Here is a 16,509-nt window from a genome sequence, read left to right as displayed (position 1 = left end):
TTGGCCGCGACAGTTTTACGCGATCTCGTTTTCCATTTCTTCCGCGGCTCGTGTGAGCCAATCTTCCATCGCCGCGTGCAGGTTCTCCGAATGCCGGCGGAGGTCCGTGCGAATATCCTCAGGAACGAAAACACGTACGCGTTTGACATGGTTGTCGAATTGCCGATTCGCGAGCACAGAGGCGACCGGCGAAACGTCGCCTAGCGTCATCACGGCAGCGTTTGCCTTTGCCACGCTGCGTCCGACCACGTCGATGTTGATGTCGACTTCGAGTTTTACCGGCGGAGCATCGATCAGAACCATCGCCGGGTCGACGTCGCGATTGATCGCACGACTGATCCGCTGCGCCAGACGCCGAGAACAGGCAACGAGCCACCAATACGGTCGTCGCGCGAGCAGCGAATGCACTTCACCGCCGGATTCGACGTTGAATTCCGCGGCCCGTTTCCAAAGTCCTCTCGTCGGACCGAACAGCCCTTCGGCGAGGGCGGCACGGGCCTGTTGCGTCGGCGACGATTCGCTCTGTTTGCAAGGTTGCGCCGCCGCGGTCCGTAGACGGTGAATCCATTCGGGTTCTGACAAATGGGACCACGAAGCAATGTTTTGGAGTGAGTCGTCCGATGAAGAGTTCGTTTGCTGAGTTGCGGCGTTCTGTGATTCGTCTTCGTGCACTGGCGGGGACTTGTGCACCGGCGAGGATTCGTGCAGCAGTGAGAAAAGGACACGCTGCAGCATCGCGGTCGCCGCGCGAACGGTGTGATGCCAATACACTTCGCTGAACATCACGTACCGGCCGAAGACCATCATCTCGGCTGCCGTTCGACCCTTTTCGGTGATCGCGAGTTTGGGTTCGGTGGGATGGATGCACAACGATGCTATGATCCGCTCGGCGTCGAAGTTTCTGCCATAGGGAACGCCGGCGTGCAAACTGTCGCGTTGCAGGTAGTCCAGTTTGTCGATGTCGATCGGCCCGCTCAGGCAACTCGCGTAGAACGAAACGTCTGCAGCCGAGAGTTGGCATCCTGGTCGTTCGGGGAGCGACTTCGGTCGTAAAATCGCCATCACGTCATCGGCACAGCACGCCCAATCTTGTTCGAGACAGGAGGCGATTTCTGTTTGTCGCAGGATTTCGTCGACGCGATCTTCGTGTTTGATCGCTAGAATGTTTGACCCATCGGCACGACGCGACGACAGGTTTCCCATGTCTTCGATTGGGTGGCAGAAGGGCCAGTGTCCTGCATCGTGAACGAGCGCCGCGACGATAAACGCCTCCTGGGCAACGGATGCCTGAGAGACGATCTCGTTCGTCGGTGAATCGAACGACGCTAGGTGATCTAACAACCGAAGCGCGTTCGAGTAGACCCCGAGTGAATGTTCGAGACGTGTGTGTGTCGCGCCGGGATAAACCAACGAGACGAGACCGAGTTGGCTGATCGACGACAGATGGCGGATCGGCGCCGTGTCGACAATTCGCCGCACTCGCTGCGTCATCGGAACGTCGAGCGACTGCGGGATGCGAACACGGGATACTCCGCGTCGCAGTGCCGTAATTTCCGGTAGCATGTCCTTCACCGGTGAACGCTCGGCATGCCCGTCGAGGCTGTCGTGGGCGTTTGCGCGGAGAGACTCGCTAGCTCGGCAAACCGATCTGGTGGTTCTTCACCGGCCAAGGTCACCCCAGCAACCAAAGCTAAAATGATCACGACGGTGAAGTAGAAACCTGAATGGGTGAGGCCGTTGGGGAACTCCAATTCAAAACACGCCACCGAGGCAAACGCGCCGAGTAACACCATCACGCAAAACATGATCCCCGCGACCGTCCACGACATCTCTTTGGCGGAATCGAGCTCGAGCACATAGGCGGGAACAAACGCGTAGATGATCCACGTCGCGGCGAACAATGCCGAACAAATCAGGACGCGGTTGCGAAGTTCGACGCCCGTGTAAGGTGCCAATTCACGGTCCTGTACAAAGCTGTATCCGATCCGGGTCAGCGGCGGGGCCAGCAGGATCACACCGAGAATCTGTGCCCACAAAGGTGTCCCGCCGGTAAAGCGAAAGCCGAGTGCGATGGCGAACAAACCGGCAACACAACCCGCCGCAATGAACAGCAGGCGGTTGGTGAGTTCGGGGTCTTTGGCCTCGATTGGTTTGAGAACGCTGCGTCCGGTCGAGTCTTTCGGCGAATCATCCCGGGGGGCGTGGATGACGACCTGTTCACTGAGTTCGGGGACCTTAATCGGTTTTTTACATGCCGGACATGGACCCGATTTACCAGCGAACTTGTCACTGACTTGAAACCGTTTGTAGCAGTGCGTGCAGGTGACTTGAATCGACATTGCGACTCGCAGGGCGGAAGAGAAGTTCAGAAGGTCGGACGGAAAGCAAAATGCCGGACAGGAGGCCGCAATCGGCGGCCGTTTTCAATACCGTCGCCGCAGCAGTTTAACCCAACCACCGCGGTTCGTCGCCGGGCTTGCGTCATCACTGGTCATCATCCAATGATATCATCAGAGCCATCGTAGTTCGTGTTGCATGCCGATTCTCGTCGACCCCATGGTGCCCACAGGGTGACTGAACCTTCCCCGCCGAATCCCTCCCCCGGCCCCGAGCCGGATCGTACCGAAGATCAGGGTGCGGTCGGCCAGGCGGCGGCGCGGCGTTTGTCGATGCAGGCGACCATGCCACCGGCGGAGGTCCCCGGTGTGCGGGTCGAACGTTTTCTCGGTGCGGGGGCGTTTGGCCAGGTTTGGATCGGTCGCGACCTGAATACCGGACGTGGCGTCGCGGTCAAATTTTATTTGCACCGCAGCGGAGTGAATTGGTCGCTGCTCTCTCGGGAGGTCAAAAACCTCGTTCAGTTGTCGGCAAACCGGCACGTCGTTCAGGTGCTCGAGGTCGGTTGGGATGCCGATCCGCCTTACTACGTCATGGAACTCGTCGAAGGTGGCTCGCTCGAAGAGATGCTGCTGCAGCGTGGCCGATTGCCGGTCAGTGAAGCCGTCGAGATGTTTCAGAAAATCTGCGTCGGGCTGAACCATTGTCACGGCAAAGGGGTGCTGCACTGTGACGTCAAACCGGCCAATATTTTGCTCGCGGCAGACAACGAACCCAAGTTGGCTGATTTTGGGCAGAGTCGGATGTCGCACGACCAGACGCCCGCGATGGGAACGCTGTTCTACATGGCACCCGAACAGGCGGATTTGAATTCCACCCCCGACAGTCGCTGGGACGTTTACGCCGCCGGGGCACTTTTGTATCGGATGTTGGCCGGCAACGCGCCTCACCGCGACCAATCGTTACTCTCGCAGCTCGATACGGCAGGGTCCTTGCCGGGACGTTTGGCTCGATACCGCGAAGCGATCGCTGCGGCCCCTTCGGCGGTGGATGCGTTGTCACGTCGAGGGATCGATCGACCGCTGCGTCGTATCCTTGAAAAGACACTCGCGGTCGAGCCCAAGAAGCGCTACGCGAACATGCAGCAGGTGCTGGGCGATTTGAAACGCCGCGAAGACAAACAGCGTCGTCGCCCGCTGATGCTGTTAGGAATTGTTGGCCCTATTTTGCTGTTGTTGGCGACTTGCGTTTTCGCCATGCGGAGCATCAACCGCGCGACCGAGTCCGCCACGACGGCTCTGCGAACCGAAGCGTTCGGCAGTAACCAGCTCGCCGCTCGGTTTGCCGCACAGACGCTCGAGACCGAAATCGAACGGTACTTCCAACTCACCGAACGAGAGTCCAAACGGGACGCGTTCGAAGAACTGCTGCGCGAGACGCTCGACGACCCCGTGATGAAGTCGTCCTTGGAAGAGATTGCGTCTTCGGAAACGCCCGCGGCGGCGCTCGAAAAGGCAGACGTTCGCGATGCGATCTTGGATTCGCCGGTCCGTCACCGGCTCAATGATTATCTCGACAGCCGGCTGCAGATCTACACGTCCGAGCAAGGTCTCACCACGCACCGGCAACGACTCGCGTCATTGTTCGTGGTCGATTCATCCGGGACGATCTTTTCGATCGCGTACGGTCGGCATGTTGCGAGAGAACAAAACAGTGCGGGGCGTAACTATGCCTATCGTGCTTACTTCAACGGCGACCGTGATTTCTCGCCGGAGGAGTTGCCGATTTCGAGTGTTTCGCCGTTGCAAAGGACTCATCTCTCGTCCGCGTTCCGCAGCACCGCGACAGGCCTGTGGAAGATCGCGATCAGCACGCCGGTGCGTCTCGATCCGAAGACGCAACCGGGGAAAGTCGACGCGGTTTTTGTTGCCACGATCAATCTGGGTGATTTCGAATTGCTTCGTGAGAACGGTGCGGCGCCCAATGGGCGATCGGGCAGTCAAGTCGCAGTGCTCGTCGAGGCTCGGCAAGGAAAGTTGCGTGGGACGGTTCTGCAACATCCACTCATGGACGAACAACAACGTCAGGGTGCCACGCTGTCCGAGGAGCGTTATCAAGTCGCGTCGGAACTGGTCGATGCGTTGCTCGAAGGCGGCGATGTCGACTACCGCGATCCGATGGCGTCCGCTCCCGGAGGCGAGTCCTATGCCGGACAGTGGATCGCGGCCATGCAGCCGGTTACCTTGCCGGAAGCACCGAGCCAAATCGCGGCTCTCAATGACACCGAGGCATCGGCATCTTCATCGTCGACCGACAGCGACAACGATACTGAATCTAACGCCAAAGCAACCTTCACGCCGAAGCGGTCGACTGATTTGTTGGTGCTCGTCCAGTATCGATTGTCCGAAGTGCTCGGTCCGGTTGGTCAACTCCGCAGTTCGCTGTTTCGCGAGGGAATCGCGGCCATCGCGTCGATCCTACTGGTGATGTTTGGATTGTGGTGGGTCGTCAGGCGAATCGGCGATGACGACTCCTCCGGTGGACAGCTCGGTGGCGACGAGAGCGAGAAAACACCGAACGATGTCGAGACCATGACCGTCGCGTAGATCGGTTTTAACGTTCACTACGCGAGGGCTGATAGACTCGGTGTCGAGCGTGAGAATCAATAGCTGTGTGGGTCGAGTTTGACCTTCCCGCGGAAGATCCAGTAGATGATCACGGTGTAGCTCAACACGCACGGGAAACCGATTCCAGCAATGATCAGCATGATCTCGAGCGTGTCACGGCTGCTGCGTGCGTTTTCGAGCGTGATGCTGTAGGCAGGATCGATGGTCGACATCATGAAATTGGGAAAGATCTCCACGCTGAAGAGCGTCGCGAGAGCCAAGATCACCATCGACGAACTGAAGAACGCATAGCCCGGTTTTCCCCAATGCATCGCTCTCGGAATGTTGAGTACCGCCAAGGCGTTCAGAACGGGGACAACCCATAACCATGGGTGTGCGGAAAGGTTTTCGGTTGCGTGCGGGACGTGCCACCACGTTGCGAACGTCACGACGAGGTAGAGACCGGCGAAGACGAAGAACAACGGTGTGATTGCAGCACGCACCCGTGTTTGCAATTCGTTCTCGGTCTTCAGATACAGGTAGATCGCTCCGTGCAGCGAAAACAGCGAAACCGTCAACGCACCGACGAGCAGCGGGTACCAGTAGACTTGCCTGAGCAAGCTGCCTTCGTAGTGATATTTGGGGCCGAGTTCCATACCGGCCATCACATTGCCGCCGGCGACTCCGAGCAGAAGTGCCGCGGTAATCGACGACCCAAAGAACGCCCAGTCCCAAACTCGTCGCCACGTCGTGCTGACCACTTTGGAACGAAACTCCAAACTCACGGCTCGACCAATCAAGCATGTTAAGAGCAAGAAGAACGCCGTGTAGAAGCTGCTAAATACGGTCGCGTAGGCTACCGGAAACGCAGCGAACAAAGCCCCGCCAAACGTGACCAACCAAACCTCATTGCCATCCCAAAGCGGTCCGATCGAATTCATGACGAGGCGTCGTTCGGTGTCGTCTTTCGCGATGAACGGGTGAAGAATGCCCACGCCCAAATCAAAACCGTCCAGGATCGCGTACCCACAGAGCAGCACGCCTAACAGTCCAAACCAAATCAGTGTCAGTAGGTCGTAACTCATCGGGTGCCGTCCTCCATCATCCCGCCGGCTCGAGACGTGCCGTGGTGACCGAACGCTTCGCTCATCGACTCGGCATGCAGTTTTTGCTTGTATTCCGCGAGTTCTTCAGGCGACTCGGGGCCGTGCTGAATTTTATGGTTGAGCACAAAGATCCAAACGGCGAACAGCATCGAATAAATGACGCCGAACAAGATGATCGAGCTGAGAACTTGTTCGGCGGTCACCGACTCGCTGAGCCCATCGGCCGTCCGTAGTCCCATCATCTCCACGCCGTCTTGGACCGATGGGTAAACGATCCATGGTTGCCGCCCGACCTCCGCGGTGATCCAACCGGCTTGGTTGGCGGTCATCGCGACGACAGGCATCGCAACCATCGCCCACAGCACACCACGGCGAGTGCTGTACGATCCCCTGTACCAAAACCAACAGGACGATCCGGCAATGAGAATCATCAACGTCCCCAGTCCAACCATCAAGTGAAACGTTTGAAAGGGCAACCAAACCGGCGGACGTTCGTCTTCCGGGATTTGGTCCATGGCGGGGACGGGCTTGGTCGGGTCGTTGTAAACCATCAAACTCAGCAGGTACGGTATCTCGATTCCAAATCGCACGGTTTCGTTTTCGGTATCCGGCCATCCAAACAATGTCAGCCCGGTCGGTTCGTCGCTCGTGTGAAAGTGAGCTTCCATCGCGGCGAGTTTCGCCGGTTGAGTTTCAACCAATTTCTGCGCTGAATCGTGCCCGGTCGCCGCGGCGAGAAGCGTGAAGAGCAAAGCCGAAGGGAGTGCGATCGACAGGCATCGTTTCGAAATTTCGAGGTGTCGATTTCTCAGTAGATAGAACGAGCATACCGAGGCAACGAAAAACGCACCCAGGACAAACGCGCCGATCAACGTGTGCGTCAGGCGATCGACCGAAGACGGATTGAATACCATCGCCCAGAAATCCGTGACTTCCGCACGCGGCATCATTTCACCTTGAACATCGTGCCACACGATGTGGTAGCCCGAAGGGGTTTGTTGCCAACTATTGGCGACGACGATCCACACCGCGCTGAACATCGACCCGAGAAAAACCATCAGGGTGCTGAACAGGTGCATCTTGGGACCGACCCGATCCCAACCAAAAACAAGCACGGCCAGGAATCCACTCTCGAGGAAGAAGGCGAAGATTCCTTCGGCGGCCAGTGCGGATCCGAACACGTCACCAACGAACCGCGAGTAGGCGGCCCAGTTGGTCCCGAACTCGAATTCCATCACGATGCCTGTCGCCACGCCCATCGCAAAGTTGACCGCAAAGACGCGGGTCCAAAACCTCGCGGCGGCTTCCCAGGCGAGGTCCTTGGTTCGGAAGTACGCTAGCTCGCATAAAAAGAGTTGCAGGCCCAAACCGATTGATAACGGAGGGAACAAGTAGTGAAACATGATCGTGCCGGCGAACTGCAGCCGGCTGAGAATCTCGACGTCCATGGTTGTCCCTTTTGGAATCGTTGGGCGGTCAGAGTTGGCTACTGAGGTTTGCGGAAACGCAGCAGGTAGTTCTCTTCAAACGCAGGCACGTCGACTTCATCGACAAACTCTAATCCTGCGTTCTCGATCTCGCTCCGGAAGACTTCCTTACCTGCACGTACATGACCGAGAATGAACTCCCGCGATTCACCGGGGATTCTCTCAAAGTCAATCAGGACCAGTCGCCCGCCGGGTTTCAACGCTCGGTAGATTGACGCCAGCGATGCCGACGGAGTTTCGAAGTGGTGGTAGGTGTCGCAGATGAAGACTAGATCGACCGATTCGGTGGGCAGTCGAACCGAGACGTCCGTGCCGAGAACCGGGGTTAGGTTCACGATCCCATCGGCCGTTGCCCGGGCGGCAATGTGTTGTAGAAAGTTCGGTGAGATGTCGACGCTATACACCCAACCGTCCAGTCCCGTTCGCTTGGCAAACAGGCGACTGTAGAAGCCCGTTCCGGCACCGACATCGGCGATGGTATCGCCGGGCGTGATCTCACATGCCTGCAAAACTTCTTTGCGTGCGCCGTAAACCTCACGGCTTTCGACCTCAAATCGTTGCAACCATTCATCGACGTTCAGTTCAGGGTCTTTGAATTTATCGTTGATCCCCGCCGGAACAGCCGTCGCGGCACGGTCCTGTGCCATCCCAGTGGACGATGTGTGAAACGCCAAAATGGCGCACCCAATTGCGATCAGGCAGGAACGGCGAATCAGTGTCAGTTGGAGGTTCATATTCTCTCTTCAGACAGGGGGTGGATGGGGAGATTCGAATCGTCAGACGCATTGACTGCGATGCAAATCATTCGAGGGTGGGAGTGGGGCGAGGTCGATGTGTCATTGCCGTTTATTGGAAACGAGTTATCGCAATGCACAACCGCTGATAAAAGGGGACAGTGTCATAATTCGTTCTGCAGGCGATCGACTTCATCGAGTAGGTTCGAGAACCGTTTTCCGAATTCGGTGAGTTCGTATTCGACTCTTGGTGGGACCTCCGGATAACTGGTCTTCTGCAGAATGCCGAAGCGGATCAGTTTGGTAAGGCGTTCGTTGAGGACTTTGGTTGTCAGACCGTCGGCTGATCGGACCAATTCGCCGGGGCGATTCACGTTTTGACGGATCTGGGCAAGGATGTGAAGCGTCCATTTACAGCCCAACACGTTCTGAAGAATCGTGGCGACGTCGACGTCTTGAGAAGAATTACTCAAAAAGTTTGCTCCTCGTCTCCGAATTGTTACCAATTGGTAAGTAGGGCACCGAAAGGTGCACGGTAGAAAGCGTCACGCATGAGTCTAGAGTTCGCGTATTCCAGTTTCCGCCGATGATGGCGATTGACTCAATTGAAAAAGGACACCGATATGAAAACGCAAGCTCGATTCTATCACGCCGGATGCCCCGTCTGCATCAGCGCGGAACAAACTGTCGCAGGCGCTTTGGATCCGACTCGTTACGACGTCGAGGTGATTCACCTCGGAGAACAAAAAGATCGCGTCGCCGAGGCGGAGACGTTTGGCGTTCAATCCGTACCTGCATTGGTGTTTGATAAGGAGGTTTTTCATATCAACCACGGTGCTGATCTCTCCGCGCTAAAATAGTTCAGTTCGCGTTATCCGCTGATGAAGTTTGTTCGTGGTACAGCAGCCAATAGGCTGCTGGGATAACGACGAGAGTAAAACCGGTCGAAGTCAGGATGCCAAAGATGATTGCCCACGCCAGGCCCGAGAAAACCGGATCCAGGGTGATCACCCAGTTCGCGAGCAACGTCGTTCCCGCGGTCAATAGAATGGGCCGCGTCCGCACGGCAACGGATCGAATGATGCTTTCACGCAGGCCGTGCCCTTCGCTCTGTGCTAGGTGAATGAAGTCGATCAGCACGACCGAGTTGCGGACAACGATCCCTGCTAACGCGATCATCCCGATCATTGCAGTCGCGGTGAAGAATACGGGGTTGGGATGCCCACCAATGGGTTTGTCGGTGAAAACATTGAGCAGCCAAAAACCAGGCATGATCCCGATCATGGTCAATGGGATCGCCAACATGATCAACACCGGCAGCAACCGTGATCCGGTTTGAAACATCAAGATGACAAAGATTCCGAGTAGTGCCGCTCCGAACGCGATTCCAAGGTCACGGAAGACGTCGAGAGTGATGTCCCACTCGCCTTCGCCGGACCAAACGACGGAATATCCCTCCGGCACGCTCCAGGCAACGTTGCCCCCCATCGACAACCATGTTCGATCCTTGAGTGGACGTGGTGAGTTCGCGGTCTCGTCCGATGCATGCACGCTGTCATCGGCTCGAGCAGCAATGAGGCGATCGAATTCGATGTCCATGATCGCATCGGCCGGTGGGCGTCCGGAGACTTCCGCGTACACATAGACGACGCGTTGGAGATTCTTGTGATAAATCGTCTTGTCTTCGATGGCTTTGCGAAACGTTCCCAAGGAACCGAGCTGCACGATCTGGCCGTTTTCTCCCTGAACGTAGATTTCTTCCAATTCATCGAGTGCCGATCGTTCGTGTCGCGGCAACCGCAACTCCACCCAGAGCGGTTCGACTTCGTCGGGGAGATGCAGCACCGTTGTTCGATCCCCGCTCAGAGCGGCTGCAACGGTGTCGGCGATCGTTTGCGTGGAGATCCCCGAGAGCGCGGCTTTGGGTTTGTCGGTCTCGAAGATGTATCGTGTTTGATCGTCCTCGGCGCTGACGTCGAGGTCCACGAGTCCGGGTTCGAGAGCCATTCGTTGTTGGACTCGGCGGGCAACCCGTATCTGTTCGTCGTATTTTGCGTCGGGCGGTCCGTAAATTTCCGCCGTGATGGATGCGAGCACGGGAGGTCCGGGCGGTACCTCAACGAGTTTGACGTTCGCATCCATCGACTCGGCGAGACGGGCGATGTCATTTCGGATCCGTAGAATCAGTTCGTGCGATTGCTGCGTTCGGTGATCTTTGTCGACGAGATTGACACGAATGTCGGCTACGTTGGAGCCACTGCGAAGAAAGTAGTGGCGTACCAATCCATTGAAGTCAATGGGTGAGCCCATTCCGACAAAAATCTCGTAGTCCTTTACCTCCGAGAGCCCACCGAGATAAACACCAATTCTGCGCGCCACCGCGTCGGTTCGTTCCAAAGTGGCGTTTTCAGGCATGTCGATGACAACTTGAAATTCGTTCTTGTTGTCGTAAGGCAACATTTTGACAGGGACCATTCGCATCAACGGCAGCAGCATCGCCGCGGCGAGAAGAATGCCCACGCCGGCCAATACTCCCCACGCCATCAAACGACCACGCAGAATCGGCGTGAGAATCCATCGCGAGATACGGTACAACGGCATTTTCGTGATGTCGTATCCGTCGGCGTGGTCGCTTTCGGTCGATTGGGAGGTGTCGTCGCTGTTGTGCGAGTTGTTGATTTGTTTCAGCGAAACCATCGCCAACCAGGGCGTGATTACAAACGCCACCAACGTTGATATCGAAACCGTCAGCGGAACGTTCAACGCCATCGGCGCCATGTAGGGACCCATCATGCCGGTGATGAACGCCAGCGGTAGAAAACTCGCGATGATCGCGAGGGTGGACAACAGCAACGCGGGGCGGACTTCCTGGACGGCATTCAAAACAGACTGCCGCGGCGGCAGAATCTTCATCGCGAAGTAACGGGCGATGTTCTCAACGTCGGTGATCGGATCATCCACCAACAACCCGAGCGACAGGATCAGCGCGAACATCGTCACCCGGTTGATCGAATACCCGACCATCAAATTGACGAACAACGTCAGGCTGTAGCAGACCGGAATGGCCAACGCGATCACCAACGCCGGACGCCATCCCATGGTCAATCCGATCAGCCCGATGACGGTGAGCACCGCGACGACCAATCCTTCGACCAGTTCGTTGACTTTGTCGTTGGCCGTTTCGCCGTAGTCGCGGGTGATTCGGTACTCGACACCAGTAGGAAGGTGCGAGCGGGCGAGTTGCTGCATCCGCTCATCGACCGCGTGGGCAACGTTGACGGCGTTGGTGCCTTTACGTTTGGCGACGGAAATGTGAACGGCGGGAAAGGTTTCGGCGAGTGATCGTGGTGACGCCGATTCACTATCGTGATCGCGAACGTCGAGGCTTAGTTGGGCTGTCTCGTCGGCAGGGCCGAAGCCGATCCAACTGTAGTTTTCTGCTTCTGCAGGGCCGTCGATGACCTCGGCAACATTCTTGAGATACACCGGTCGACCACCGTTGACGCCGACGACAATGTTCTCCAGGTCGGTAACGTCGCGGAAGAAGGTTCCGGTTTCGACGTTGAAGGATTCGTTTTGTTGTTCAAAGTTGCCGTTGCGTCGCGTCACGTTGCCTTGTTGCAACGCACGTGCGATTTGCAACGGCGATGTTTGATGGGCCGCCATCCGCTGCGCGTCGAGGCGGACGTTGATCCGGCGTGGACGTCCTCCGAGAACTTCCACGCGGTTGGTGTTAGGGATCGCTTGGAGTTGATGCTGCAGTTCCTCAGCGATGCGGCGCAGTTCATGATCGCCATAACGATCCGTTTGTTTCGACCATAACGTCGCAATGACTATCGGGACGTCATCCACCTCGATCGGTTTGATTACCCATGAGTCAACCGCAGGCGGGATGAGATCGGTAGATGAATTGATTTTGTTGTAAAGTTTGACCAGTGAATCTTCACGGTCTTCGCCCACGTAAAAACGCACCGTCACGATGCTCGACCCGGGGCGTGACATCGAGTAGACGTATTCGACGCCATCGATCTGATAGAGCAGTTTTTCGATCCGGTCGGTTACCTGACGTTCGGTTTCGCCCGCCGACAATCCGGGCGCGTTGATCATCACGTCGGCCATCGGCACCACGATCTGTGGTTCTTCCTCGCGTGGTGTCAGCACCAAAGACGCTGCGCCGAGCATCAACGACAGGACGATCAACATGATCGCGACATCACCTCGGAGGAAAACCTCAACGATGCGTGTCAGAATCGGCGGGGAGTCGGAGTGATCCATCGGTGTCGCGGTTGACGGGGGCGGGGCCGTTGAGTGTGAGCCGACTGCTGTTGGTCGGATGTTGTTAGGTCGAGTATTGTTTGGGGCGTTTGATTCGATCGTTATTCTTGGAACAGGATGAAGATCGGCACTGTCTAGTAGGTTGTGTGACTTGGGTTTCCTTATGTCATGGTGAGGTTGTCGGGTGCAGGACGACGCGTTCGCCGACGTCGAGTCCGCTGAGAACTTCTTGGCGACCCGGCACACCGAGTTGTCCGCTCTTGATCAACCGGCGTTCGATGTTGTTATCCGGCAAGACGACATCGACGAACTCGAGTTGACCGATACGGACAATCGCGTCCGTTGGCAAACAAAGGTGTCGCCGTTCGCCGGCGGGGACTAACAGCCGACCGAACATGCCCTCGTACAAGTCGTCTGATTTGGGAAGGCTCGCTTTGACCAGAAACGAACGGCTCGGTGCGTCAGCCTGCGGGACAATTTCATCGACAATCGCGGGGAACGTTCGGTCCAGCGCGTCGACGCGAACGTTCAGTTGGTCACCGGCGTGAAGCTTGACGGCGAGGTGTTCCATCACGGGGGCTTCGAGCCGCAGAGACGTTGAGTCATAGAGTGTCAGAATGGGTTGGCCCGGTTGAGCGATGTCGCCTGGTTCGGCACTGCGGTCAACGATCCGTCCGCTTTTGGATGCTTTGATAACGGTGTAAGAAAGCATGACTTCGGCTTCTCGCATCGCCTGCTTCGCTTTGGCCTCATCGGCGATCGTTACCTGAAGATCGCGACTCGCGTTATCAAAGTCGGATCGCGACGCCGCGTTTTGTTTCATCAGCGTTTGCATGCGAGCGAATTGTTTTTCGGCTTGCTCGCGGTTTGCCGTGGCGGCTTCGAGGGCACGTTGGGCCTGTGCCAATCGGCTTTGGTATTCTTCGTCGTCGAGCCGTATGAGGAGCTGGCCTTTTTCAACCTCGTCACCCGCGGTGACGGTGATTTCGTCGATCATGGCGAGGAGCTTGGAACTGACGATGGTGCGGCTGGATGCTTTGAGCGTGCCGACGGCTTCCTCGGTGTAGGACTTTTCAACTTCATGAACCGTGTCGGTCGGTTGGTCGGTGAGCACAGTTCCCTGAGCAGGCGACCATCCGGGTTCGATTTTTTCGCCCATCATTCCCGATAGCCAAGCCACGGTACCGACCAAAACGACGATCGCACCGACGAATGCGACCAACCGAATGCTGTGTCGAAGCCACGTTTGGAGTGTGCTGATTTTCATCGCAGGGCCAGTGGTTAAACGATCGTTGTGTCGTTGTATCGCGGATATTCGAGGTGTTTGTGCGAAAAAACGACGAGGTTGATCATCGTGAAGTGTCCCGTCTGAGGGAAACGTCGCGCGGTCGACGAGAGGTTTCGTCGCATGACGCCGTTCATTGCAGGCGTCTGTGTGCTCGTTAACGACAGCGACGTGCTGATCACGGACGGCTAAACTGATTGTATCGTCATGTCACGATATGTCAATTTAATCGAAAGCGTGTCGACTGCGGTATCATGTCGCTGGTGCGCGTCTCGGTTACTCGCCGATGCCGCCTGCGGTAGCCCAGTAACCGCCTCGTGAATGGTCGAATCGAGGTTTGCCGCCGCGAGCGGATTCGTCGAAACCATTCTCCGCCGACCAGACCGTTTGTCCACCGACGATCGTTCGGACGGGCCATCCGGTCATCGTTTCGCCGTGCCACGGGCTCCAGCGATTTTTGGTGTGTTGTTTTTTGTCGAGGATTGTGCGGGATTCGTTCAGGTCGACGAGAACCAAGTCGGCGTCGTATCCTTCGGCGATTCGGCCCTTGCCGGTCATTCCCCAAACTCGTGCGGGTGCGTCGCTCATCCAGTGGGCCACCTGGACCAAATTCACTTTGCCCTCGTGGACTTGGTTGAGCATCAAGGCGAGTGAGTTTTCAACTGCGGGCAATCCGGAGGGACTGCTCGGATACGGTTGCGATTTCTCGTCGAGCGTGTGAGGTGCGTGGTCGGTGGCGATGACCTGAATCACATCGTCTTGGAGAGCCTTCCAGAGCCCTTCGTTGTCGGCACTGGTTTTGATCGACGGGTTCATCTGGATGCGGCTGCCCAGCCGAGGGTAGTCGTCCACATTGAAGAAAAGGTGGTGGGGACAAACTTCGGCTGTGAGATAAGGCGACGGGTCTTGCAGGTAAACCAGTTCCGCGGCCGTCGATACGTGAAGCACGTGGAACCGGTGGCGGTGACGTCGTGCCAAGTTGGTCGCACGTTGGGTTGCGATCATCGCGGCTTTCTCGTCGCGAATACGAGAGTGGTCGGCGATGTCGGTGGTGCCCCGGTACCGTTCGGTGTTCGCTCGGACGGTGGTTTCGTCTTCGCAGTGGGAGCAGATCGGGAGAGTGGTTTCGGCGAAGATCCGCTCGAGTGCTTCCTGTTCATCGACGAGCAGGTTTCCCGTGCTGCTGCCGATGAAGATCTTGATGCCGGGGACGTCGACCGCGTTCGCAAGTTCCGAGACGTTGTCGGGTGTGGCGCCGATGTAGAAGCCATAGTTGACGAGGGACTTCTCGGCGGCGAGTTGCTCTTTCGCTCGAACGCCTTCGAGCGTGATTGCGGGCGGTTTGGTATTGGGCATTTCCAGAAAACTGGTCACACCGCCGGCGGCGCAGGCATGGCTCGCCGATGCGAGATCTTCCTTATGAGTCAGGCCGGGTTCGCGAAAATGAACCTGGTCGTCGATCACACCAGGCAACAGGTGGCGTCCGGCGGCGTCGATGAGTTCATCGCAACCGGCAGTGTCCGAGGCATCGATGTCGAGGATCTTGCCGTCGCCGATCAGGATGTTCGCGGTGCGGACCTCGCCGGACGCCGAACGCAGTCCATCACCGGGGAAGACGACAGACGCGTTACGAATAAGAGTGCGGGGCATGATCGTTGGTTCCGGGTATCGAGAAAGCCGCCTAGCCTATCCGACGAACCCGCCGTCGATCAATCGAGCTAGCGACCCGATGCCCAAACCATTCCGCGGATGAGCATCGCGAGGTAGTTTTCGTCCTGAAACGTTTCGCGTGAGTGCCCATAGGTCGTTCCAAAAACTCGCGCGTCGCCGTACCGGTTGGTCCAAACGACAGGGTGCCACTGCTCGGTGACCTGGCTTTGCGATTTCGCCAGGACTTTCGTGTTGGGCCATGTTTTTTCGATGATGTACAGTTCGTCCATCGGCATCGAATAGGGTTCGGGGAACTCTCGCATCACGGGATGATCCGGGGCGACGACCTCGACCCCGTAGTGAGCTTGATGCTCATGACGGCGGCTGGTCACGCCAAGAAACTCACGCCAGTCATCGATTTTCGCGTCGCGGTAGGTGTGCATCGCACAGTGAATCACAACGGCGGGAACCCCAGCATGATGAGCCGATGTGATTTTGCGAATGTATTCGGGTGAGGTCGTCGACGCGAAACACTCGTTGTGTACAACCACATCGAATCCATCTGCCCAGTTGGGATTGTCGTAGTAGTCAATTTCAGCGTCTGTCCCCTTTCCTCCTTCGGACACCACCGTCCATACGACTTTCACCCCTGCCTTCTCAGCCGCGAGTTGCAACGACTTGGATTGAAAGTCGTAGTCATGGCAACAACCACTGGTGATCAGCAGAACATTCAGAGGGGCGCTGTCGGAAGCGGAACCCTCGATGCTTTCGTCAGCGAGAACGGGGCTACTCGCGGCCAGGACTGCGACTGAGGCGAACAGGACGAGGGAAAGTACGCGGTAGCGATGCATGAGATTTTCCTATCTTGTTTCTGGGATCGGTGTCAGCATTGTCGCCACTCGGACGGCCAAGTAACTCGTTGCCGGAGTAGGGCGGGCAATGAGTAGCGAAAAGGCAAAAGAAAACCGAAGCCCCGTGAAGGGCTTCGGTTCATTGTGGGGATGCACTGTTGTACGTCAGTTGCGACGT

The 16,509-nt window shown here is 57.1% G+C and carries 13 protein-coding genes; 2 read left to right on the top strand and 11 right to left on the bottom strand.

Annotated elements, in window-relative coordinates; all coding sequences use genetic code 11:
- Positions 1-15: 15 nt before the first annotated feature.
- Both RSSM_RS27590 and RSSM_RS27585 read right to left on the bottom strand, forming a co-directional pair.
- Positions 16-1,563: an HD domain-containing protein gene (locus RSSM_RS27590; RefSeq protein ID WP_008687554.1), complete on the bottom strand. Its 1,548-nt coding sequence runs from the start codon at positions 1,561-1,563 to the stop codon at positions 16-18.
- A 5-nt stretch (positions 1,564-1,568) separates the two neighbouring features.
- Positions 1,569-2,339 carry a hypothetical protein gene (locus RSSM_RS27585; RefSeq protein ID WP_008687553.1) on the bottom strand — a complete coding sequence of 257 codons (771 nt, stop codon included), beginning with the start codon at positions 2,337-2,339 and terminating at the stop codon, positions 1,569-1,571.
- 231 nt (positions 2,340-2,570) lie between these two features.
- Here RSSM_RS27585 and RSSM_RS27580 point away from each other — a divergent pair, with 231 nt between their 5' ends.
- Positions 2,571-4,943 carry a protein kinase domain-containing protein gene (locus RSSM_RS27580; protein WP_008687551.1) on the top strand — a complete coding sequence of 791 codons (2,373 nt, stop codon included), beginning with the start codon at positions 2,571-2,573 and terminating at the stop codon, positions 4,941-4,943.
- Positions 4,944-4,999: 56 nt separating this feature from the next.
- Here the strand turns inward: RSSM_RS27580 and cydB are convergent, their stop codons facing one another.
- From cydB to RSSM_RS27560, 4 genes are all read right to left on the bottom strand, one after another.
- A complete protein-coding gene (gene cydB, locus RSSM_RS27575) occupies positions 5,000-6,028 on the bottom strand; it encodes a cytochrome d ubiquinol oxidase subunit II (RefSeq protein ID WP_008687549.1) in 1,029 nt (342 codons plus the stop codon).
- Positions 6,025-7,497: a cytochrome ubiquinol oxidase subunit I gene (locus RSSM_RS27570; RefSeq protein WP_008687547.1), complete on the bottom strand. Its 1,473-nt coding sequence runs from the start codon at positions 7,495-7,497 to the stop codon at positions 6,025-6,027. Before RSSM_RS27570 ends, cydB begins: the two co-directional genes overlap by 4 nt.
- Positions 7,498-7,535: 38 nt before the next feature.
- Entirely contained in the window at positions 7,536-8,183 is a 648-nt protein-coding gene (locus tag RSSM_RS27565) for a class I SAM-dependent methyltransferase (protein ID WP_144060171.1), read from the bottom strand.
- A gap of 251 nt (positions 8,184-8,434) precedes the next feature.
- Positions 8,435-8,743: a winged helix-turn-helix transcriptional regulator gene (locus RSSM_RS27560; protein WP_008687542.1), complete on the bottom strand. Its 309-nt coding sequence runs from the start codon at positions 8,741-8,743 to the stop codon at positions 8,435-8,437.
- 150 nt (positions 8,744-8,893) lie between these two features.
- Between RSSM_RS27560 and RSSM_RS27555 the strand changes: the two genes are divergently transcribed.
- On the top strand, positions 8,894-9,130 hold the full coding sequence (locus RSSM_RS27555) for a thioredoxin domain-containing protein (protein WP_044303833.1): 237 nt from the start codon (positions 8,894-8,896) through the stop codon (positions 9,128-9,130).
- Between the two features lies 1 nt (position 9,131).
- On the opposite strand, the gene RSSM_RS27550 is transcribed toward RSSM_RS27555, so the two are convergent.
- The 5 genes from RSSM_RS27550 to RSSM_RS27530 form a co-directional block, all read right to left on the bottom strand.
- The gene (locus RSSM_RS27550; RefSeq protein ID WP_008687537.1) at positions 9,132-12,545 is read right to left on the bottom strand and encodes an efflux RND transporter permease subunit; all 3,414 of its coding nucleotides are present in this window, start codon (positions 12,543-12,545) and stop codon (positions 9,132-9,134) included.
- Between the two features lie 166 nt (positions 12,546-12,711).
- Positions 12,712-13,812, bottom strand: a complete 1,101-nt coding sequence (locus RSSM_RS27545) for an efflux RND transporter periplasmic adaptor subunit (protein ID WP_008687535.1) — start codon at positions 13,810-13,812, stop codon at positions 12,712-12,714.
- A gap of 14 nt (positions 13,813-13,826) precedes the next feature.
- Positions 13,827-13,955, bottom strand: coding sequence for a hypothetical protein (locus RSSM_RS35275; RefSeq protein ID WP_261340270.1), 129 nt, complete (start codon positions 13,953-13,955; stop codon positions 13,827-13,829).
- Between the two features lie 151 nt (positions 13,956-14,106).
- Positions 14,107-15,480 carry a dihydroorotase gene (locus RSSM_RS27535; protein WP_008687531.1) on the bottom strand — a complete coding sequence of 458 codons (1,374 nt, stop codon included), beginning with the start codon at positions 15,478-15,480 and terminating at the stop codon, positions 14,107-14,109.
- Between the two features lie 68 nt (positions 15,481-15,548).
- On the bottom strand, positions 15,549-16,331 hold the full coding sequence (locus RSSM_RS27530) for a ThuA domain-containing protein (protein WP_008687529.1): 783 nt from the start codon (positions 16,329-16,331) through the stop codon (positions 15,549-15,551).
- Positions 16,332-16,509: the final 178 nt, after the last annotated feature.

It is taken from the genome of Aporhodopirellula sallentina SM41, from assembly GCF_000346505.1.
Taxonomy (GTDB): domain Bacteria; phylum Planctomycetota; class Planctomycetia; order Pirellulales; family Pirellulaceae; genus Rhodopirellula; species Rhodopirellula sallentina.
This window is presented reverse-complemented; position numbering and strand designations above follow the sequence as displayed.